The sequence below is a fragment of the Bartonella henselae str. Houston-1 genome (genome assembly GCF_000046705.1).
Classification (GTDB): Bacteria; Pseudomonadota; Alphaproteobacteria; order Rhizobiales; family Rhizobiaceae; genus Bartonella; species Bartonella henselae.
Genome location: NC_005956.1, coordinates 747675 through 770956 on the forward strand (window position 1 = coordinate 747675; position 23282 = coordinate 770956).

Annotated in this window: 15 protein-coding genes and 1 tRNA gene; 12 read left to right on the forward strand and 4 right to left on the reverse strand. The window is 36.6% G+C overall.

Annotated features, from left to right (window positions below; translation table 11 throughout):
- Positions 1 to 241: 241 nt before the first annotated feature.
- Positions 242 to 1693 carry a glutamate--tRNA ligase gene (gltX, locus tag AYT27_RS03305; protein WP_011180563.1) on the reverse strand — a complete coding sequence of 484 codons (1452 nt, stop codon included), beginning with the start codon at positions 1691 to 1693 and terminating at the stop codon, positions 242 to 244.
- A gap of 121 nt (positions 1694 to 1814) precedes the next feature.
- Here gltX (AYT27_RS03305) and AYT27_RS03310 point away from each other — a divergent pair, with 121 nt between their 5' ends.
- The 7 genes from AYT27_RS03310 (at position 1815) to gltX (AYT27_RS03340) (ending at position 12133) form a co-directional block, all read left to right on the forward strand.
- Complete coding sequence (locus AYT27_RS03310; RefSeq protein WP_011180564.1) at positions 1815 to 4133, forward strand: ComEC/Rec2 family competence protein; 2319 nt, start codon at positions 1815 to 1817, stop codon at positions 4131 to 4133.
- 402 nt (positions 4134 to 4535) lie between these two features.
- Entirely contained in the window at positions 4536 to 5240 is a 705-nt protein-coding gene (gene rpiA / locus AYT27_RS03315) for a ribose-5-phosphate isomerase RpiA (protein ID WP_011180565.1), read from the forward strand.
- A gap of 107 nt (positions 5241 to 5347) precedes the next feature.
- Positions 5348 to 5905 carry a DUF2059 domain-containing protein gene (locus AYT27_RS03320; RefSeq protein ID WP_011180566.1) on the forward strand — a complete coding sequence of 186 codons (558 nt, stop codon included), beginning with the start codon at positions 5348 to 5350 and terminating at the stop codon, positions 5903 to 5905.
- A gap of 201 nt (positions 5906 to 6106) precedes the next feature.
- Entirely contained in the window at positions 6107 to 7498 is a 1392-nt protein-coding gene (gor, locus tag AYT27_RS03325) for a glutathione-disulfide reductase (RefSeq protein ID WP_011180567.1), read from the forward strand.
- Positions 7499 to 7576: 78 nt separating this feature from the next.
- Positions 7577 to 8956 carry a class II 3-deoxy-7-phosphoheptulonate synthase gene (locus tag AYT27_RS03330; RefSeq protein ID WP_011180568.1) on the forward strand — a complete coding sequence of 460 codons (1380 nt, stop codon included), beginning with the start codon at positions 7577 to 7579 and terminating at the stop codon, positions 8954 to 8956.
- 124 nt (positions 8957 to 9080) lie between these two features.
- A complete protein-coding gene (locus AYT27_RS03335; protein WP_075320631.1) occupies positions 9081 to 10745 on the forward strand; it encodes an NAD+ synthase in 1665 nt (554 codons plus the stop codon).
- An 8-nt stretch (positions 10746 to 10753) separates the two neighbouring features.
- Positions 10754 to 12133, forward strand: coding sequence for a glutamate--tRNA ligase (gene gltX / locus AYT27_RS03340; RefSeq protein WP_011180570.1), 1380 nt, complete (start codon positions 10754 to 10756; stop codon positions 12131 to 12133).
- A gap of 76 nt (positions 12134 to 12209) precedes the next feature.
- On the opposite strand, the gene AYT27_RS03345 is transcribed toward gltX (AYT27_RS03340), so the two are convergent.
- Positions 12210 to 13613 carry a DEAD/DEAH box helicase gene (locus tag AYT27_RS03345; RefSeq protein WP_011180571.1) on the reverse strand — a complete coding sequence of 468 codons (1404 nt, stop codon included), beginning with the start codon at positions 13611 to 13613 and terminating at the stop codon, positions 12210 to 12212.
- Between the two features lie 145 nt (positions 13614 to 13758).
- Positions 13759 to 14532, reverse strand: coding sequence for an NAD kinase (locus tag AYT27_RS03350; protein WP_011180572.1), 774 nt, complete (start codon positions 14530 to 14532; stop codon positions 13759 to 13761).
- A gap of 269 nt (positions 14533 to 14801) precedes the next feature.
- On the opposite strand from AYT27_RS03350, the gene AYT27_RS03355 reads away from it, so the two are divergent.
- The 4 genes from AYT27_RS03355 (at position 14802) to AYT27_RS03370 (ending at position 19680) form a co-directional block, all read left to right on the forward strand.
- Positions 14802 to 14878: transfer RNA gene (locus tag AYT27_RS03355), tRNA-Arg, on the forward strand.
- 590 nt (positions 14879 to 15468) lie between these two features.
- On the forward strand, positions 15469 to 17007 hold the full coding sequence (hutH, locus tag AYT27_RS03360) for a histidine ammonia-lyase (RefSeq protein WP_011180573.1): 1539 nt from the start codon (positions 15469 to 15471) through the stop codon (positions 17005 to 17007).
- A 440-nt stretch (positions 17008 to 17447) separates the two neighbouring features.
- A complete protein-coding gene (locus tag AYT27_RS03365) occupies positions 17448 to 17810 on the forward strand; it encodes a hypothetical protein (RefSeq protein ID WP_011180574.1) in 363 nt (120 codons plus the stop codon).
- A 475-nt stretch (positions 17811 to 18285) separates the two neighbouring features.
- Positions 18286 to 19680, forward strand: a complete 1395-nt coding sequence (locus tag AYT27_RS03370) for an amino acid permease (RefSeq protein WP_011180575.1) — start codon at positions 18286 to 18288, stop codon at positions 19678 to 19680.
- A gap of 84 nt (positions 19681 to 19764) precedes the next feature.
- On the opposite strand, the gene AYT27_RS03375 is transcribed toward AYT27_RS03370, so the two are convergent.
- Positions 19765 to 20001, reverse strand: a complete 237-nt coding sequence (locus AYT27_RS03375) for a hypothetical protein (RefSeq protein ID WP_049784544.1) — start codon at positions 19999 to 20001, stop codon at positions 19765 to 19767.
- Positions 20002 to 21501: 1500 nt separating this feature from the next.
- On the opposite strand from AYT27_RS03375, the gene AYT27_RS03385 reads away from it, so the two are divergent.
- Positions 21502 to 23274 (forward strand): ShlB/FhaC/HecB family hemolysin secretion/activation protein, encoded by a 1773-nt coding sequence (locus AYT27_RS03385; RefSeq protein ID WP_041583390.1) that lies wholly within the window; start codon positions 21502 to 21504, stop codon positions 23272 to 23274.
- Positions 23275 to 23282: the final 8 nt, after the last annotated feature.

A 23282-nucleotide genomic window follows, 5' to 3' on the forward strand; every position in this document is an offset into this window, starting at 1 on the left:
CAGATCCTTCTCCTTGAAAATCAAGATTCCGCTTCATCAGAGAGGGAGGGGTATAAATGAAGCTTTTTCTATTATGTGAGAGTAGATTTACTCTAAAAGTTGGTACATGCAATCTAAAAATATTTTTATTTGCAATTTTGCCAAACATGTATTTCGATTATTTGAAAAAGATGATAACTTTTAATTTGCGTTGAGGCATCTATTCTGGATCCCCAGAGTGATTAAGTATATTCTCATTGGACTAAATACATTGATTTGTATGCAATGAGCATGCGGTTGTGACAAGTTGGTCATTAATACGGTTAAGAGATTCATCGCGTCCTAATAAAACAAGGACATCAAAGACTCCCGGAGATGTTAGGCGTCCTGTGAGAGCTGCACGAAGTGGTTGAGCAATAGATCCAAATTTGAGATCTTGTGTTTGTGCATAAGATCGAAGAGTTTCATCCAAGCTTTTTACATCCCAAGAAGGGCAAGCTTTCAAAGCCAGATAAATAACTTTTAAAATAGCGAGGCCATTTTTGTCTAGGAGCGTTTGTGCTTTTTCATCAAGCTGTAATGGACGTTTTGTAAAAATGAAGGAGGCATTGTCAATGAGTTCGCACAGTGTTTTTGAACGTTCTTTCAAATTTGGTATAGCTTTTAGAAATTGAGCACGACGTTGTTCATCAAGCCTTTCCATAATTTGTAATCCACCTTCAATTTCTTTTAAAATATGAAGAGCAGCATCAAAAAGGTCTTGATTATTACTCATGCGTATATAATGTCCATTGATGGCGTCGAGCTTTTTGAGATCAAAACGTGCTGCGCCTTTGTTAATATCATCGATATCAAACCAGGAAATCATATCTTCGATTGACATAAGTTCGTCATCACCATGACTCCATCCCAGACGGACTAAATAATTGCGCAAAGCAGCAGGAAGGTATCCCATTTTTCGATAAGCAGCGACACCTAGTGCGCCATGCCGTTTTGATAATTTTGCGCCATTTTCACCATGGATAAGTGGAATATGTGCCATAACAGGAATATCCCATCCCATTGCATTGAAGATGATTGTCTGGCGGGCTGCATTTGTGAGATGGTCATCACCACGTATGATATGTGTTACACCCATATCATGATCATCAACGACGACGGCATGCATATAAGTGGGTGAACCATCGGAACGTAAGATAATAAAGTCATCCAGATCTTTATTAGGAAAGCGAACATCACCTTGAACGCGATCATGCACAATTGTTTCGCCGTCTTGTGGTGCTTTGATGCGAATAACAGGTTTTATATCTTTAGGAGCTTTCGATATATCACGCTCTCTCCAACGTCCATCATAACGCGGGGGGCGGCCTTCTGCTCGGGCATTTTCACGTATTTCAGCTAATTCTTCAGGAGAGGCATAGCAATAATAAGCTTTTCCATCTTTTACCAGTTGTTCAGCGACTTGGCGGTGGCGTTCTGCTCGTTCAAATTGCGAGATAGGATCACCATCATAGCTAAGTCCCATCCAGTGGAGACCATCTATAATAGCTTTTACAGCTGCTTCTGTTGAGCGCTCTCGATCTGTATCTTCAATTCGTAGGAGCATTTTTCCACCAGTATGTTTTGCATAAAGCCAATTAAAGAGAGCAGTACGGGCGCCTCCGATATGGAGGAATCCTGTTGGTGAAGGGGCAAAGCGGGTAATAACAGGCACGGATATCTTCCTTTAAAATTAAGATGTTATTTATAGAACTTTATGGAGAGGTTATGTTAGCATAGGTGATAGGGTGTGCAATAGCCGTATTGCAAGTAAAGTGGGGATTGGGGATTTGCGGATGTTTCATCGAGGTGAAGTTAAGGATGGTTTGTCCATAAGGAATGTATCAGAAAGAAAAAAATTACGTCTGATATTGCATGATATTTTGTCTACCTTTTATGATGTAAAGAACGACAATTGTAACAAACAAAAGATTTTTTTATTTACACCCTTAAAAAAAGCAATAACTTTTTTTGGGAGGTGGTTGATAGATTGCATAAACAAAGAAATCTCTTCTGGGCTTCTTTTTTCGTTGATTTTAGTCTTTTTTTCCATAGGCATCATTTTTTATTTTAGGTTAGAGCGAGAGCCAAGTTGGGAGCAATTGGGTGTATTGGTTGGTATTTTACTTGGAATACTCTATATTTTACGCTTTTATCGGAGAATATGGATCACCACAGGATATTTGTTTTGTATTGTCTTAGGCACTTTGGCTGCAAAAATAGAAACGTGGCGTATCTCTACACCAATGTTGAGTGGTGACATAGTTACTACGTTAACAGGAAGAATTGTTTCTATTGAAAAAAGGAAAAGAGAGCAATTTCGTTTAGTTCTAGATGTTTTAAGTACAGAAAAGCCAGTATTACATCATGAACCTCATCGTGTTCGTTTATCAGCAAGGCGTTTACCGCATGGATTGGCAATTGGAGATGGGTTATATGGGAAAGTCAAGATCCGTGCATTATCTGGGCCGGTACATCCAGGAGGTTACGACTTTAGTTTCCATAATTATTTTAAAGGAATTGGTGCGCAGGGGATCTATCTTGGAAAACCAATCAAAATATCAGTTTCGCAGCCCGATAGCATATTAGCTATAGTCTTACAGAAAATTGAAAATTTACGGACGAACATGACACAAAGAATCCGTATGACAATTGATGGGGAAAAGGGTAGCGTTGCGGCTGCACTTATAACGGGACAGCGGGGTGGTATTTCAAATGACATAAATGAAGCATTGCGGACAGCTGGATTAGCGCACATTTTATCAATATCAGGTTTGCATATGACTCTGTTAAGTGGCATAGTTTTTATGATCATCCGTAGTTTTTTAGCACTTTTTCCAGTTTTCTCATCCTATTATTCCGCTAAAAAATTCGCTGCCATTATAGCATTAATGATCACAGCTTTTTATTTGCTACTCTCTGGTATAGCTGTATCAGCACAGAGAAGTTTTGTGATGATTGCGGTTATGTTGATTGCCGTACTGTTTAATCGTTCTGCTGTAACAATGCGTAATTTTTCTATTGCGGGTTTGATAACTCTGGCTATTATGCCACACGAAATATTAGGCCCCAGCTTTCAAATGTCTTTTTCAGCAACCGCGGCTTTGATTGCATTTTTTGATTGGTGGAATGGGAGATCATTTTTTCGTAAAAGAAAAACAACATCTTCTTATGTTGGAGCTGGAGTGATTTATTTTGCGTTTTTATCGATACTTTCAATATGTGCATCTTCATTTGTAGCAGGGATTGCCAGCGGAATTTATGCTGTTTATCATTTTTCCAATATTGCATTTTTTAGCATCATAAGCAATGCTTTAGCTTTGCCGATAGTATCAATCCTCATCATACCTTTTGGATTAATTGCAGCCTTTGCAATGTGTTGGGGGCTTGAATGGTTTCCGCTTCAAATTATGGGTTTTGGTGTTGGTTTTGTGATAAAAATTGCTCATGCTGTCACATCTATTTCTCCTGATTTGAATCCTGGATTTATGCCATTATCCGCTTTGGTTTTATTCAGTATAGGTTTGGTTGGATTGATTTTTTGCAAAACATCTCTCAGGTTTTTTTTTAGTTTTTTTATTTTGGTTGGTATTTATGTTTGCTTAGTGTATTCACCTGTACAACTCATTATAGCAGAAAATATGAGGGTCGTAGGTGTTATCAGTGAAAGGAAATTATATATTGATCATTACCGTATTTCTAAATTTACGACATCTATATGGAAAAAATCATTTCGTGTGAATGAAATAATCAAGCCAACGAAATATGGCCCTTCGTTTAATGAACAGTTTGTGTGTGATAATCATGCGTGTGTATCCTTGTTAGCAAATGGGTTAAAAGTAATAGTGTTGCGTGGAGAAATAGATCAATGTGTAGAAGCAGACATCATAATTAAGACATTTTCAATGAGTGATCCAACATGCAACAAGAAGATGAAAATAATATTCACTCCCCAACAATTGTTATCACGAGGGAGTGTTATGATGACTAAAAGTGGAGAGATCATTTGGTCCTCGGTTGGGTTTTATAGACCGTGGAATAATCACAGGCAGTATTCACAAAAATCTTACAACCTATTGCATTCTCCATCCTTTCTCACGTCTAGAAAAAAATAGAATAGGAAATAATAGACACATTTTTATTGAGGCTTTGTTATTTTTTATGGGATTATCAATTGTATTAGAGCTGCTCAATTGTTCACAGTTTCTCAAAAAATAAACATTTTTTTTGAGATCTGAATAATTTATAATTTTGTAGAAACATTTTATGTGTGCATCTTATCAATAGTGAGAACTCAGCTAACAATTTTTATTGAATATGAAAAATGTCAATAAATTTTATCAAAAGATAAAATTGTTAATTATTCTATTTTATTATTATAATAATTTTTTATAACAATTAATATTTCTTCAACCAAAAGGTGACGAATAAATTATATGGCAGAGTGAGGCAAGAGGTTACTTTTTGTTATCGAATTGTAGTAAATGTCACTGCTTTGGTAAAAGGTAAAATAATTCATGAATGTTCAGCAATTAAAAAAAATGGCGGCTTTAAAAGCACTTGAATTTGTTGAAGATGATATGCGGCTTGGTATCGGATCTGGTTCGACAGTAAATGAGTTTATCCCTCTTCTTGGTGAGCGTGTTGCGAATGGTCTGCGCGTGACTTGTGTTGCAACCTCGCAGTATTCTGAACAACTCTGTCATAAATTTGGCGTGCCTATCAGCACCTTAGAAAAAATACCTGAACTAGACCTTGATATTGATGGGGCGGATGAAATTGGTCCAGAGATGACTCTTATTAAAGGAGGGGGTGGAGCATTGTTGCATGAAAAAATTGTAGCATCGGCTTCTCGTGCAATGTTTGTCATCGCGGATGAAACAAAAATGGTAAAAACGCTTGGTGCTTTTGCATTGCCGATTGAAGTTAATCCGTTTGGTATACATGCTACACGCATCGCCATTGAAAAAGCAGCTGATAATTTAGGACTTTCGGGGGAAATTACATTACGAATGAATGGCGACGATCCTTTTAAAACAGATGGTGGTCATTTCATTTTTGATGCATTTTGGGGACGCATTTTACAGCCAAAATTATTATCGGAGGCACTTCTTGCAATTCCTGGTGTTGTTGAGCATGGTCTTTTTTTGGGATTGGCTTCACGTGCAATTGTAGCGATGGCGGATAGTCAGATAAAAGTTTTAGAACCGTTTGATTTTTAGGTAAGACAGTTTACATGTCTCTAGGTCAGCGTAATATAAAGGGAAGTTTAAGGCTTTGGGTAAAATAATAAATTTGAATTGCAATTAATTATCGGGGTAATCATTAAATGGAAAAAATATTTTCTTTTCAGCGTTTTATAGGATATTTTGGTGCAGTTGCTATTATGTTTATGAATATTGGAATAGTTCATGCACAAGGTGTGAGTGCCAAGCATTTAATTTCAGCGAGAAAGGCTATCAATGCTATTCATGCCACTGATCAATTTGATAGCTTTTTACCAACTGCAGCACGTGATCTCAAAAATGAACTAATAGGCGATGATCCGAATTTGGCAACGGCTATTTCTGAGATTGTTGATAAGCAGGCACTTGCTTTGGTGAAGCGGCGCTCTGATTTAGAAAAAGAAATTGCTCAAGTATATGCAAAATATTTTACTCAAGAAGAGCTTGATGCAATCACGGCATTCTATAGTTCTGATACTGGTAAAAAATTTTTGACAGAAGTTCCGAGTATCGCACGTGATGCTTATTCCACATTTGATGCATGGCGTTCTAGTATTATGCAGGATCTTGTAAAAAATGTAAAAAAAGAGATGTCTGAAACACTTCATTTGGAAAATTCCATTACGCCTACAAAATCGAGCTCTTCAGTAAATCCCAAATAGCTTAAGTGGTATCATTTATAATATGAATGCTTCTTTATTTATTTTTTTAAGTGGCAATTTTTTCCGCCGTTTTTAATAAAAGTAAATCTTTTTAGAATGTTGCTTTATAGAAAAAAATGATACTGGAAAATAAAAAAGGATTTTCATTTAATATAAATGACAAGAGCCTCTTGTTTGAGGACATATAAGAAGGAATAGTTTGTGGGATCTTTTGACTTTGATTTGTTTGTTATTGGAAGTGGTTCTGGTGGAGTGCGTGCTGCACGCCTTGCTGGAGCACTCGGCAAGCGTGTTGCAATAGCAGAAGAGTATCGTATAGGAGGAACTTGCGTTATTCGTGGTTGCGTCCCCAAAAAACTCTATTTTTATGCATCACAATATGCACAAGAGTTTAGTAAAAGTATTGGTTTTGGATGGAAATACGCTGATCCAATTTTTAACTGGGAAAAATTGGTTGCGGCTAAAAATAAAGAAATATCAAGATTAGAAGGACTTTATCGCGAGGGGCTACAAAATAGCAATGTTCATATTTATGAAAGTCGTGCTGTTTTTGTGGATGAGCATACATTAGAACTCTCTGTGACAGGTGAACGGATAAGCGCAGAAAAAATTTTAATTGCCACGGGGGCAAAAATTGTATCAAACTCTGCCATAAAAGGGAGTGATTTATGTCTTACTTCCAATGAAATTTTTGATCTTGAAAAACTACCAAAATCAATAGTCATTGTTGGGGGAGGGTATATTGGCGTTGAATTTGCTAACATTTTTCATGGATTAGGTGTAAAAACAACGCTCCTCCATCGTGGTGATTTAATTCTTCGTAATTTTGATTATGATTTGCGTCAGTTGCTTAATGATGCAATGGTTGCAAAAGGGATTTCTATTATCTATGAAGCAACTGTTTCTCAAGTTCAGTCTACAGAGAATTGTTATAATGTTGTTTTAACAAATGGACAAACGATTTGTGCCGATCGAGTTATGTTGGCTACGGGGCGTGTGCCGAATACAACGGGTTTAGGACTTGAGCGCGCAGGCGTTAAAGTGAATGAATTTGGTGCAGTTGTTGTTGATGAAAAAATGACGACAAATGTATCTCATATTTGGGCTGTTGGTGATGTAACAGGTCATATTCAATTGACACCTGTTGCTATTCATGATGCAATGTGTTTCGTTAAGAATGCATTTGAGAATACATCCACGACACCTGATTATGATCTAATCACAACAGCGGTTTTTTCACAGCCCGAAATTGGAACGGTTGGTCTTTCAGAAGAAGATGCACTCCATCGTTATAAGCGTGTCGAGATTTATCGTACAGTTTTTCGTCCTATGCGCAATGTTCTTTCCGGGAGTCCGGAAAAAATGTTTATGAAGCTTGTTGTTGATGGTGAAAGCCGTATTGTTGTGGGAGCCCATGTTTTAGGGGAAAATGCTGGTGAGATAGCACAGCTTATTGGCATATCTCTCAAGGGAAAACTAACGAAGGATATTTTCGATAAAACTATGGCAGTGCATCCAACGATGTCAGAAGAATTGGTAACGATGTATAAACCAAGTTATGTGTATGAAAATGGGGAAAAACTGGACAATTGAACAGCAGTGTATATTGCGGTAGAGCGTAAAGCATTTTGGCGTGACGAGTTGTAAGCTTAAGCCTCTGGAGAGAATATAATGATAAAAAAATGGACGCCAGACTCCTGGAGAGCAAGGCCAGTTAAACAAGTTCCGACTTATCCTGATAAATCTGTTTTAGCAGATGTTGAACGAAAGCTAAGAAGTTATCCTCCTTTGGTTTTTGCGGGTGAGGCTCGTGATTTGAAAAATGAATTAGCAACCGTTGCAAGAGGTCAGGCTTTTTTATTGCAAGGTGGAGATTGTGCAGAAAGCTTTGCAGAGCACGAAGCTGATAATATCCGTGACTTTTTTCGTGTATTTTTGCAAATGGCGATTGTTTTAACTTTTGGCAGTTCTAAGCCAGTTGTTAAAATCGGTCGTATTGCCGGTCAGTTTGCAAAGCCACGCTCTTCAGAAATGGAAAGTAAAGAAGGTGTTGAGCTTCCTTCTTATCGAGGGGATATTATTAATGACATTGAGTTTGATATGAATTCTCGTATTCCTGATCCGCAAAGAATGTCTATGGCTTATCGTCAATCTGCTGCAACACTTAATTTATTGCGTGCTTTTTCACAAGGGGGCTATGCTAATTTAGAAAATGTTCACGCATGGATGTTGAGTTTCGTTTTTAATAGCCCACAGGGGGAACGTTATGAAATGCTAGCAGAGCGTATTTCTGAGGCGATTGATTTTATGCGTTCCATAGGAATTAGTTCCAAAACGAATTCTTCATTACGTGAAACATCTTTTTATACCAGTCACGAAGCACTTTTGCTTAGTTATGAAGAGGCTTTAACACGGATTGATTCGACTTCTGGAGATTGGTATGCAACGTCTGGCCATATGTTATGGATTGGCGATCGTACACGTCAGATTGATCATGCTCACGTTGAATATTGCCGCGGTATTAAAAATCCACTTGGATTAAAATGTGGTCCTTCCATTGAATCTGATGAGCTTTTGAGATTGATTGATATTCTAAATCCTGAAAATGAACCGGGGCGATTAACACTCATTACACGTTTTGGTTATGATAAGGTTGAGAATTATCTGCCTAAATTGATCCGCGCAGTTGAACGTGAGAAGCGTAAGGTGATATGGTCATGCGATCCAATGCATGGTAATACAGTTACTGTCAATGGCTACAAAACACGCCCCTTTGATTATGTTTTGAAAGAGGTGGAGAGTTTTTTTTCAGTGCATTATGGAGAGGGAACTTATCCAGGGGGCATTCATATTGAAATGACTGGTCGTGATGTAACTGAATGTACAGGTGGTGCACGTGCTATTTCTGTAGAAGATTTATCTGATCGTTATCATACGCAGTGTGATCCACGATTAAATGCAGATCAAGCGTTGGAATTAGCTTTTCTTGTAGCTGAACTCCTGAAGAAAAATCGTGATACGGAACCATTAGTGTTTGCCGCAAACGGTTAGATAGAAAATGGCATAACATTTTTATGTAGATTTTTATAAGAGCAGAGTTTTTTTGAAAAAGGAATGTTTTCAATAAGTAAAACAGAGTTGTGGTTACCAAACGGATGAAATGGTACAAAGGCTTATGAAAAATGATTTTCGGGTAGCAGTTGCCCAATTAAATCCTATAGTTGGTGATATTGAGGGAAACTTTTCTCTTGCCGTAATGGCGCATCAAAAGGCTAAAGAAGAAGGTGCTAACCTTGTATTATTCACTGAGCTTTTTATAAGTGCTTATCCACCGGAAGATCTCGTTTTGAAACCTGCTTTTACTAAAGCATGTGAAGATGCTGTTAAAAAATTAGCAAAGCTAACAAAAGGAGGGCCAGGAATAGTCATTGGTCTTCCTTTAAGGCATAGTGATAACATTTACAATGGCGTTGTGCTTCTTGATGAAGGACGGATAGTTACCGAAAGCTTAAAATTTGATCTACCTAATTATGCTGAATTTGACGAAAAGCGTGTATTTTCTTCTGGTCCACGCCCTGAGCCTATTGTCTATCATGGGTTAAAACTAGGAATAGTGATTTGTGAAGATATTTGGAATGATTTCTCTCTGTGTGCAGAACTTGCCAATAAAGGAGCTGAGATTATTCTCGTCCTTAATGGATCTCCTTACCATCGTAATAAAATACTAAAAAGGATAGAAGTTGTTCGTGCGCAAGCTCTTCAATCCGGTCTGTCAATTGTTTATGCTAATCAAGTTGGTGGTCAAGATGAGCTGGTTTTTGATGGAGGCTCTTTTGCGTTGAATGGACAAGGCAAAATGGTGTTTCAAATGAAACATTTTGAAAATCATATTGCTTTGAGTCATTGGCAAAAAAAAACGGCTGGATGGCAATGTGTTTCTGGTCCAAATGAAACTCTTCTCAATGGGTTAGCTGCTGATTATCAAGCTTGTGTTTTGGGTTTGAGAGATTACGTCAATAAAAACCGCTTTCAGAATGTTATTCTTGGTCTTTCAGGAGGAATTGATTCAGCTCTGTGTACGACAATGGCGGTTGATGCTCTTGGCGCTGAGAAGGTCCGCACTGTAATGATGCCTTATCATTATACTTCACAAGAATCATTAAAAGATGCTAAAGAATGTGCACATCTTTTAGGATGTCGTTATGAAATAATACCGATTGTTCAACCTGTTGAAGTTTTTTTGAAGACGATGGCACCTGTTTTTTTAGGGTTGCCATCTGATGTAACAGAAGAGAATCTTCAAAGTCGTGTACGCGGCGTTATCTTGATGGCGCTTTCGAATAAATTTGGCTCAATGGTGGTAACAACAGGCAATAAATCGGAAATGGCTGTGGGATATGCAACACTTTATGGTGATATGAATGGAGGTTTTAATCCTCTTAAAGATGTTTATAAAACGCAGGTTTATGCATTAGCTCAGTGGCGCAATCAAAATCACTTGCAAAATTTGAAGGGACCAGAGGGAGTTGTAATTCCCCCCAATATTATAGCAAAAGCACCCTCCGCAGAGCTTCGAGAAAATCAAAAAGATGAAGATTCCCTTCCACCTTATCCTATTCTGGATGATATTTTGCAATCTCTTATAGAAGATGACATGAGTGTTTGTGATATTATTAAACGTGGGTATTTACGAGAAACAGTTGAGAAAATTGAACATCTTATTTATGGTGCCGAATACAAAAGGCGACAATCCGCCCCTGGCGTAAAAATCAGTTACAAGAACTTTGGACGCGATCGCCGTTATCCCATTGTCAATCGTTTTCGCAATAATAAAAATTGAGCATTTTTATGATAAAAGTTCGTTTTGCACCTTCTCCAACAGGTTATATTCACATTGGCAATATCCGTATTGCCTTGTTCAACTGGCTTTATGCGCAAGCGCATAATGGAACATTTATTTTGCGCTATGATAATACGGATGTTGAACGTTCTAAACAGGAATATATTGATGCTATTGCTGTTGATCTTGAATGGCTTGGTATTCAACCAGATGAGATTTATTATCAATCTAAGAGATTTAATCGATATGATGAAGTTGCAGAAATTCTCAAACAACGTGGTCTTCTTTATCCCTGTTATGAGACAGCAGAAGAATTAGATCGACGTCGCAAAATCCAGCTTTCACGCAAATTGCCTCCTGTCTATGACCGCGCTGCATTGAAATTGACACCAGAAAAGAAAAGAGAATTTGAAACACAAGGTCGTAAACCGCATTGGCGTTTTCTTCTTCCTAATTTTGAAAATGATCCTTTACAAAAAAAGCGAACAGAAGTTTGCTGGAACGATGCAGTAAAGGGAAAGCAGACAATAGATTTGGCTTCTCTTTCAGATCCTGTTCTCATTCGTGAAGATGGAAGCTACCTTTATACACTGCCTTCTGTGGTTGATGATATAGATATGGCTATTACGCATATTATTCGTGGGGATGATCATATTACAAATACAGGTGCGCAGATTGCTCTTTTTGAAGCCCTCAATGCCAAATTACCAACTTTTGGTCATATCAATTTATTGACTACGCTTTTAGGAAAAGGGCTCTCAAAACGAAACAATGATCTTTCTATCCACTCTCTACGGGCAGATGGATTTGAATCTATAGCTGTTCAGTGTCTTGCTGTTTTGATTGGAACATCACAAAATGTTCATCCTTATCCTAATCAAGCAGTTCTTTTAGAGCATTTCAATCTGCAAGATACGTCAAGATCGGTTGCAAAATTTGATATTGCTGATCTTCTTACTTTGAATAGTCATTTTGTCCATGAGTTAACCTATGAAGAAGTTAAAAAGCGTCTTGAAAATCTTTCTATTAATGGAGAAAAGGTGGAGTGTTTTTGGAACGCAATAAGAAGCAATATTAATAAAGTGAATGATGCTGTTTTGTGGTGGAAAATGCTTCATGATGAACAGAACTTTGATACAGTGGCACTTGAGGATCGCGCATTCGTTCGTCAGTCACTTAATTTATTGCCCGAAGGTACATTGAATGAGGAAAGTTGGAAAGTTTGGACGGTGGCATTAAAAGAAAAAACAGGTCGTAGAGGAAAAGCTTTATTTATGCCCTTACGTCAGGCACTTACTGGAATGGATCATGGACCTGAAATGGGAAAAATTTTACAGCTCTTAGGGCGTGAAAAAGTAATAGAAAGACTGATTATACAAGGGGAATAAAAACGAATACCCCTTATTGTATTGGTTTGAGGGTTTTGTAGGTGATTTTCTCTATTCAAAGAAGCAAATTTCTATTTTAAGTGCGGATTTTTATGAGCATAAATGCCGGTATATCATCACCAAATCCAGAGGGAGTATGATTTTTATTTTTTCGAGAATGACATTTTTGAAGGAGATTGACTTTATTATTCGTGGCTTTCATATAACCAACTTTATCATCTTTCAAGGACTTTTGGGTATGAACAGAACGCTCTTTTTGAGCAGTTTTCTTTGACGATGTTGGAGATTTTCTCTTTAAAATGATATCATCTTTTTGATCAGTGGTTGTTAAAGTAGAGAGATCTCCAGTAAGCCATTCAATTTTTTCGTTGCTTATTTCTTCAATGGCATTTATATATTTTTGATCAGTTTTTGTGACAATCGTAAAAGCTTTTCCGCTACGATTTGCACGTCCTGTACGACCAATTCTATGAATGTAGTCTTCAGCGTGTGTAGGAACATCATAATTGAAGACATGGCTTACGGCTGGAATATCAAGTCCTCGTGCAGCCACATCAGAGGCGACAAGAAGTGTGATTTTGTTGTCTTTAAAGTCAGCCAATGTACTCATACGAGAATATTGGTCCATATCGCCATGAAGTGCCCCTACACTAAAATTATGTCTAATGAGCGATCTCAAAAGTTCAGAGATATCTCTCTTTCGGTTACAAAAAATAATAGCATTTTTAAGTTTATCACCTTCATTGTGGATAAGTTCTCGCAAAACAGCTCTTTTATCCCATGCCTTATTTCCAGATTTGACGAGCCGTTGTGTAATTGTGCTAGCTGTCGAGGATGCTTTTGTAACTTCAACAGTCACAGGAGAATGTAAAAATTGCTTTGTTAGTTTTGTGATTTCTGGCGCCATTGTTGCGGAGAAGAACAAAGTTTGACGCGTAAAGGGGGTTAGCTTACAGATGCGTTCAATCTCAGGAATAAAACCCATATCCAACATACGATCAGCTTCATCAATAACAAGAATTTCAACACCCATTAAGAGCAATTTACCGCGTTCGAAATGGTCAAGAAGACGTCCTGGTGTTGCTATAAGAACATCAACTCCCCTTTCAAGTTTACGATCTTGCTGTTCAAAAGACACGCCACCGATGAGCAGAGCAACATTTAAACGATGATTTATTCCGTATTTATCGAAATTTTCTTCAACTTGGGCTGCAAGTTCCCGTGTTGGTTCTAGTATGAGAGTACGGGGCATACGCGCTCTTGCACGGCCTTTTTCAAGGAGAGTTAGCATAGGCAAAACGAAAGAGGCTGTTTTTCCAGTTCCTGTTTGGGCTATTCCTAAAACGTCTCTTCTCTGTAGTACATGTGGAATTGTACCACTCTGAATAGGTGTTGGAACAGTGTATCCAACTGACTTTACTGCCTTGATAACCTTTGCAGAAAGACCTAAATCATCAAAATTATTTAAAGGTGGTGTCATTTTTCTATCAATTGCTCTGCGATTTTAACTTCGCTTTTCAAATTCTTAGTAAATTAAGTATCCTACATTATAGAGAGGGGTAAGATGCCTTCATAAAAAAGTCAACTATAACGGACATACACGCATAGAGAGCATAATACAATAATTAATAGAGGAATTGTTCTGATAAAATACGTTCATCCCATGAATGGTTAGAGTCAAAAAGGATTGAGACTGTTACTTCTTTTGCCGTTGAAATAGTAACTGAATAGACAGATTTAACTTCAACATTATCGGCTGCTGCATTTACAGGACGTTTGTCAGATTCGAGCATATCAAAGCGTACTATTGCCGTGTTAGGAAGCAATGCTCCATGCCAGCGACGAGGACGAAAAGGACTAACGGGAGTAAGCGCCATAAGGGGAGCCATGAGAGGCAAAATAGGTCCTTGCGCTGATAAATTATATGCGGTAGATCCTGCTGGTGTGGCAACGAGGATACCATCGCAACTTAATTGTTCCATACGCACGTTGTTATCAATGCTGATACGAATTTTTGCTGCCTGGTAAGATTGACGAAAGAGAGATACTTCATTGATGGCGAGTGCTTCAATAGTTCCTTGACACTCAGCTTTTGCAATCATACGCAGGGGATGAATCTCCTTTTTATGTGCGACAGCAATGCGATTTGGCAATTTTTCTTCATGAAATTCATTCATAAGAAATCCTACAGCGCCTTGATTCATGCCATAAATAGGTTTTCCAGTGTTCATAACATTGTGTACTGTTTGTAACATTGTTCCATCGCCACCAATTGCAACAACGACATCAGTTTCTTCCAAAGAATAGTGACCGTAAACGGAAATTAATTTATTGGTCGCTTTAATAGCGTTCTCAGTTTCCGCAGAAATAAAATGAAAGCGGCTTGGTAATTGAGTCATTAAAAGTTATCCTGATATTTGCAATTTATTTTGTAGCTTACTTTTTGAGAGTTTTGAAGTTGTAATAAAAGCTGTTTTTATAAAAAGAAGAGAATTTTGTATAAAAGGGAAGCTATTTGAAGAGAAAAGATTATTGCAGAAAAGAGGAAGAAGACTGCGCAGTTTGCATAAAACATAAACAAGTATTTTTATCAGAATGATAATTCATCATTGAAGCAGAGAGTATGATCAGTTAAAAGGCTAAAAATGATTTTAGTAGCCAGTGATAAGCACCCGTAGCTCAGTTGGATAGAGCGCTGCCCTCCGAAGGCAGAGGTCACAGATTCGAATTCTGTCGGGTGCACCAAGCTTTTTCATTTCATTTTTTATCATTTTTGTAATGGGTCTTGATTTTTGATAATAGATTGTTTTTATTTTAAAAAGATAGAGCTTATTGCTTTTTCTAAAGCCATTATGGTTAATTGTTTTGATTATTAAAATCTAGAAAGTGGGGGGCTTAATGAAAAAAATTGCTGTAATTTTTGTTATTTTTATAGAGACATTACATTCTGTATGAATAAAAATGCTTTTTAATTTATGAGATAAAACTGCTCTTTTAGTTATTTTAGGAAGCAGATTGGAATTCAGGAATTTTGTTTTCAATATCTTTCTTTATTATGAGCATGATGAGGGTATTCTTATAATATTGCATTGAAAATTTCATAAAAATTATTCGTGAATTGATATGCATACATATCTTAATATTTTTACTTTTCGTGAAATTATAGAAAGAAAAATGTACGAATATCGTTATTGAGCAGATTTAAAGGATGGGCAGAATTGGTTCATCTAAGCAATTTTAATTGTCGCATAAGTGTTAAAGAGCAAAGTTACTTTTTTGTTTGATAAATAAATGAGCAGCAGTATTAAGTCTATAAATGAGCGAGAAGGAAAATTATGACTATTGTACTAAATCCGGGCAAAGTAACACTTAGCCAACTTGAAGCTGTTTACTGGAATGGTGAAGTAAGCAAACTTCATCATGATACGCATTTTGCTATCAAGAAGGGAGCAGAACGCATTGCAAAAATTGCTGCTGGAAGTGAGCCAGTTTACGGTATCAATACCGGTTTTGGTAAATTGGCGTCGATTAAAATCGATGCAGACAATGTGGTTGTTTTACAAAGAAATCTTATTTTATCACATTGTTGTGGTGTAGGGGTGCCTTTAGCAGAAAATATTGTGCGTTTAATGATGACTTTAAAGCTCATTTCGTTAGGGCGAGGGGCTTCAGGTGTTCGTCTAGAATTGGTGCAATTGCTAGAAAATATGCTTGCAAATGGGGTTATTCCTGTCATCCCTGAAAAGGGGTCTGTTGGTGCATCAGGTGATCTTGCACCACTTGCTCATATGGCCGCTGTTATGATGGGAGAGGGAGAAGCGTTTTTTCAGAATATTCGTATGAGTGGGATTGCCGCTTTAGAGAAAGCAGGATTGTGTCCTATTACTTTAGAGGCAAAAGAAGGTTTGGCTCTTATTAACGGCACTCAAACATCAACAGCACTTGCTCTTGCAGGTCTTTTTCGAGGTTATCGGGCATTATGTGGTGGACTTCTTGCAGGAGCATTGACAACCGATGCTCTTATGGGATCAACAGCACCATTTCATCCTGATATCCATATTTTACGGGGCCATTATGGACAGATTGTGGTATCGGAAACATTAGAAAAGCTCGTAAAGGATTCAGGAATTCGCGCTGCACATTTGCGTGATGATGACCGTGTACAGGATCCTTACTGTATACGTTGTCAACCACAAGTTATGGGTGCATGTTTTGATCTTCTTATAGCCGCAGCAAAAACACTGATTATTGAAGCAAATGCAGTCACAGATAATCCATTGATTTTAAGTGACGATACAGTTGTATCGGGTGGAAACTTTCATGCTGAACCTGTAGCATTTGCTGCTGATCAGATCGCTCTTGCATTATGTGAAATAGGATCAATTTCTCAAAGGCGCATTGCTCTTATGGTGGATCCAGCGGTTTCTTATGGGCTTCCAGCTTTTTTAGCCAAAAATGCAGGTCTTAATTCGGGTTTTATGATTGCTGAAGTAACAGCAGCAGCTTTAATGTCTGAAAATAAACAAATGGCGCATCCTGCTTCGGTTGATTCAACTCCAACTTCAGCAAATCAGGAAGATCATGTTTCAATGGCTTGCCATGGTGCTCGTCGATTGTTAGCAATGAGTGAAAATCTTTTTACTATTATTGGTATTGAAACGCTTGTTGCAGCACAAGGAATTGAATATCGGGCTCCTTTAAAAACAAGCTCCTTATTGCAATCTGTTATGGAATATCTCCGCAAAAATATTGATACTTTGAAGGGAGATCGTTATCTGGCATCAGATCTCCATAAAGCGCATATCCTTGTGAGTGAAGGGCGTTTATTATCCGTTTTATCAGAAACAATTTTTCCACAATTAAAACCAAAATAATATTTATTTTGAGGCAAGCAGGAAGGAGAGGCATTTAATTTTTGGATTTGCTCATACAACATGTGTGGAATTAATGATATTTTGCATACTTAAATGAATGTATATTCATTTAAGTGGTGATATATGTTGGGTATTTGTGTTCAGTTATCTTCCTAATATTATATTTCATGGTGATATGATTTATAAGCACTAGTTTATGAAAGCTAATATTTGGAAGACTGCTTTCCCAAGAGTTTTTACGAACCTTTTTAGCCTACTTGATAGAAAGCTACAAATTATAGATTTTCATCCTGTATTTCTTTACCCTTACAAAATTATATTATGTGTATTCCATTAATTAAAGAGAATAGTTTTATTATCTATTATTCTTGTTTTGTAGATACTTGATGAGTTTCGTATTATTTATTTGTAGTTTAAAAAATCAAAATAGAGGGAAATACATGTTTATGAACAGCATATTACGTATTTTAATGGCAGTTATTTTTTGTTTTTCACAAATTGTAGAGGTTAATGCAAATCTTTGGAGATGTCGTTCTCAAGAGAGTACTTTTATGATCATGGTTGCACAAGAGAAAGATATTCTTGTTCAGGCGACAAATAGAGTGTTCATTGGTATTTCAAGTCAAAATGCTAGAGAAAATGATAGATCTATTATCAAACAAAAGGCTGAAAAGGTTATTTTTACTGCAATAGCTATTTTCCTTGGAACACTTGCACTTAAGATGGTTGGAGTTTTTAAGAGATGGGTAGGGACTAGGTTTTCTCAAGCCTTTGAAGATTGGAGAGATTCACTTTATTACTGATTAAGCTATTGCATTGGTGTTCGAAGTTGTTTTATACGATACCGTGTATAGTTTTTTATTGTTATGAGTTAAAAAATAAGAGAGAGTTTGCTTAAATTTTAGTGTACTTATGCTCAACTAGTACGTTACGAATTTTTGAATTTCTGTTTCAGTACACAAAAAAGAAGTATGGGAATGAATATTGCATGAAAGCTAATATTTTTTTGCAAAAAATAGAGAATATGAAATGAATTAAATAACGATTATAAAAAATTTTATTACCACTTTCATCTAAATAAAATGATACAAAGTTGTAGGCTATAAAAAGCTAAATAATTCACAATAAAAGTATTTTCATTGCCTAGGACAAAATGTCTAATTGGCCGATATTCGATGATTTTTAAATATATTCGTGAAAGAAACATAAGGCTTTATTTATCATAGAGCTGGTGTTGAAGTGTGGATTTTATCAAAATTTCAGTGAATAAGGGAAAAAATGGTAACAAATGAACTGAAACGAGGTATGAGCAAGCGCCAGGTTATCTTTTTAGCCCTTGGTTCTGCTATTGGGACGGGTCTTTTTTATGGATCTGCACAAGCCATCAAGCTTGCTGGTCCAAGTGTTTTGATTGCTTATTGTATTGCTGGTTTAGCTGTTTTTATGGTTATGCGGGCTTTAGGTGAGATGATTATTCATAATCCACTACCCGGCTCTTTTGCTCGTTATGCTGCAAATTATATATCACCGTTGGCTGGTTTTTTAACAGGATGGACATATGTTTTTGAGATGATTCTTGTTGGTTTGGCTGATATCACAGCTTTTGCGACCTATATGGCATTTTGGTATCCTGATGTTGCGCCTTGGATATGGGCTCTTAGCATTACATTAATCATTACCGGTATTAATTTGGCAGCAGTAGAAGTATATGGTGAGCTAGAGTTTTGGCTGTCTTCCATCAAAATTATTGCTATCATTGCTATCATTATTTTAGGAATAGCGATTATCTTCTGTGGGTTGGGTACAAGTACAATTTCCTCTGCAGTTAGTGTTGATAATTTATGGAAAAATGGTGGTATTTTTCCCAATGGTTGGTTTGGTTTTTTTGCTTGCTTTAGTGTTGTTATCTTTGCTTTTGGTGGCATAGAAATCATCGGGATGGCGGTGATGGAAGTGCAAAATCCTCATCAAACGATTTCAAAGGCTATTAATTCTACTCCGATTCGGATTTTACTCTTTTATATTATGACTTTAACCATTTTGATGGCACTTTATCCTTGGAATGCAATTGGCCTTATGGAGAGTCCTTTCGTTTCAATTTTTGAAAGTCTTGGAATTTCATCAGCAGCTAATATTCTGAATGTTGTTGTTGTTACAGCTGCCATTTCAGCAATGAATAGTGGAATGTATGGTGCTGGTCGCATGATATATGGGTTATCGCAAGAAAGTTATGCTTTGAAGAAGTTTCAATATTTATCAAAAAACGGTATACCCATTTTTGTTATTTTACTGATTTTCATCATCTTTCTTCTTGGCGTTATTCTGAATTACTTTTATCATGATCGGCTTTTTTTTCTCATTGCAGCAATGGCAACATTTGCAACAGTTTTTGTTTGGGTGATGATATTACTTTCACAAATTTTTATGCGACTTAAAATGTCTAAAGAGATGCAATGTAGTTTAAAATTTCCAATTCCATTTTGGCCAATAGGATCAATTTTTTCTATCTTATTCATGGTTTTTATTTTTATTCTGCTATGGTTTTTCGATGATACGCGCCCCATTTTAATCGTAGGTGCTAGTTGGATTTCTTGGCTTATTATTTGCTTTTATGCACTTAAACTTTTTAATTTTTGGAAAAAAAAGCAATACCAGAGTATGAATAAGGATTAAGCCAAGAAAAAAGGTTAGTGATTGTGTTAGAAAAAACCTTAATAATGTTCAGCCAAGATTAGGAACAATCTGCTAATCCCCATTTTATTTGGAAGATATATCTATTATGTCATTGGCTGATGATGGCTGCTTAATCATATTGCGTCTATCTGTTTGAGTAATTTCTGAAACAGGAAGACAGCCTAATTGGGGGAGCGCATAAAAGATATAAAAAGATATAAGGTGAAAAACAATTCCCATCTTTACCGTCATTTTTAATTCTATTTTACGACTTTCAAAAGCATTCACGGCAATGCCTTTTAAATAATGGAGTTTACGCATTACTTCACGCTTTTTTTATAGGGTTCTTTTTAGGGGGGGCACATCTTTCATGTAAAACAAAACGCTATTGGAGTGGCAATTCACATGTCTTTTTAAAGAAACATCTCTTAGTGCACCCAAAAACCCATTTCGCAATGACGCCCTTAGATAGTATAATGGTAAATCCATTGAGCACTACTATCTTTACGCTTAATGAAGCAGCAAGCAGGCATCATCATACTATTTTCTAGCTCAAAATGTTGCTATAGTCCTTTCATTGAGATGATTCATGAGAGGGATTTTTATTCCTTGCCTTTGACAGTTTTTCTCCACACAACAATCGGGCTTGTGATGCGTAAGCGAATGGTTTTTATTGATTCAACATGCATAAATTTGAAATGAGAGAATCTTATAATATTCAGGTCTCTCATTCAATATGCAAAGAAATAAATTATCTTTATAAATCAAGTTATTAATATCTTATAAAGCAATGATATTGATAAAATCGACAAGTAATTCTCGATAATCAGCCAGGTTATAAATTTGTCTTCCTAATTTCTACTATACCAGTGCAGGATAAGAGCTTTTATCAGATTTCAGGGTTTTGTAAAAAGTGGATGGTCTTTCTTCATCTATATTGATGAAACTATTGTTTCATAGGGAAAGCGCACTGAAATATTTATTATCAATATTATTTTCATTTTGAAATAAATTTACAAAGATGCAGCATTTTTATTATAACTATATTGAACTTATTGATTTATTTTTTATTTTATTTTTAACATTATTTATTAAATAGATTATTATTTTTAACTTAAAAAATCAAATTTTTAAAAACAATTTTTTAGATGTTGATATTTTTTAAATTAGATAATAAAATATAAATTGTATATTATAATGAATTTATAAAATAAATATTTTTAATTTTTAAGTTTAATTTTTTATATTTAAAAATGTTAATAGATATGTTTAATTTATTCGTTATGTATATTTATATATATTTTAATATGTAAAATTATATTGATAGCAACCGGAAATGAGGTTTTTAATAAACGATTTTAGGATGAATTTGATTATTGTAAGTTTGCTGACTTTGAATAAGGAGGGAAAAGAGTGAAACAATGCAAAATTTTACAAAAACTAGCAAATACGAAATGGCAATAAATGTATAATGGTTTTTTCTATAGCTATCACATTCATTATTCCAGAGGAGATAAAGAATAAATCGCCTCTTTTAGGGTGCTTATAGTTGCCTGAATGTTGCTTTGCTGGACGGTTTTGTAACAGCATTTAGGGTAAAAGATATAAGCGAACAAATCTTACTACAGTTATTAGAAAAGCAAGGTATGGACGTTCTGATATTTCATATTGGGGATGCGATTGTGTGCATGCTTTTAAAAGCGGTGAATATAGGAGTGATCATTTTTATTTTTAAGAGGCTTCTGTTGGAATTTAATTTTTTAGGCGATGGCAATTTTTTAGGAATGCTTAATGAAACATAAAATGTAGGGGAATTTTGTGATGTTTTTTCTCTCGTTAGGTCAGAAGTGGGTCTTAAGAATTCTTTTTTCCATCCTTGTATTATTTGACTTGTTTCATGGCGTAATGGTTTATGGTCGGTCTTTTTCTGTTTTATCCCCACATTCTCCAACGGAGAATTTTTCTCGCGGATATTCAGAGAAGCAGCAATTGGAAAGCATTGAGAATTTACGTGCTTTAACGCCTAAAGGCATGACAAGGCCTTTTGAAGGAAAGCCGAGAGCACTTTGGGGGAGTGGGTACTGCTTTCCAATTCATGATATTATTGTTGATGGGGTTTATCATCTCAAGAAGAGTTCTATAGCAGCTGTAACAGGTCCTTATGTTGGAAGATGTATAGGTCTTTCTGATATCCAGTTTTTAATCAAGCAGTTAACCAAGATTTATTTGGATCAAGGCTATATCACGGCGCGTTTTTATATCCCAGATCAGGATATCAAAAGCAGCAAGGCGCTCAAACTTGTTGTGGTTGAGGGCAAGCTTTCGGATATTTATTACAATGGTTTACCAGCTTCTTCTCATAATTATGTTGTCTGGAGTGCTTTTCCGGGTTTGGAAGAGCATATTCTGAATATGCGCGATATTGAACAGGGGCTTGATCAAATCAACAGGCTTTTTTCGGGGCACGCTCAAAGCGAACTTCTCCCGGGTCGTGAAGATGGTAGCACCATTGTGAATATTAACAATCGGCCTAGTAAAGCTTTCAAGGTTGGTGTTTCTCATGACAATATGGGACAATCCTCCACGGGTTATGCGCGTTATAAAGCGGGCTTAACGTTAGAAAATATTTTAGGTTTCAATGATGCGTGGAATTTTAGCTATCAACGCAGTCAATCAGATTATTGGGGTGGGAGCACACAAGAGGGCCATAGCAATAACATTTCAGCGAGTGTGAGCATTCCCTATGGTTATTGGAGCTTTGGTTTAAATGGCTATGCTTATAATTATCAAAGTATTCTTCCTGGCAATTTTACCGATATTGAGACGACGGGGGATTCGAGTGAATTACATGCCAGTACAAGCAGGGTTTTTCATCGTGATAGTGTTTCCCTGACAATTTTGAATGTGGGTCTTTCCTATAAAAGGAGCAACAACTACCTTCTTGGCAATAAGATAGAGGTTGGGAGCCGTCAATATAGTGTAGCTAATTTTGGCATTTTGCATACTCGCCAGATGTTTGGGGGCACATGGAGCTTTGATGTGAGTTATTTGCAAGGACTTCCTTTATTTCAATCTGTAAAGAAACATGTTCCAGGAGCGGGGGATGCGGAGCCTCAATTTGCAAAATTTACCGGCACACTCAGCGTTATGACACCCTTTAAGGTTGGTGAGTGGAATTTTCTATTGAGCAATCTTTTGAGTGGTCAATATTCACCGCATAATTTATTGGGTGCAGAGCAGATTTCGTTGGGAGGTGCTTCCAATGTTCGAGGCACGCGCGAGAGTTTGATTTTTGGCAATAACGGTTTTTTTATCCGTAATGAGCTGTTTCTGCGCACCATTTGGTGGAGCAATAACGCGACGCTCAAAAAGGTTTTTGGTGAACTTCGCCCCTTTGTTGGTTTGGACTATGGTCGTGTTTTTTCGCAAGCTTTGTATGGTTTGACGGGTGAACAGCTTGCTGGTTGGACAGCAGGTGTCAAGCTTTCAGGGGGGATGGTTTCTCTTGATGCTAGTTATTCCAGTATTTTCTGGAGCACGATTAAGCACAAGAAGTCAGGCACGTTTTTAATGACATTAACAATGGATCTTTAAGGATAGTG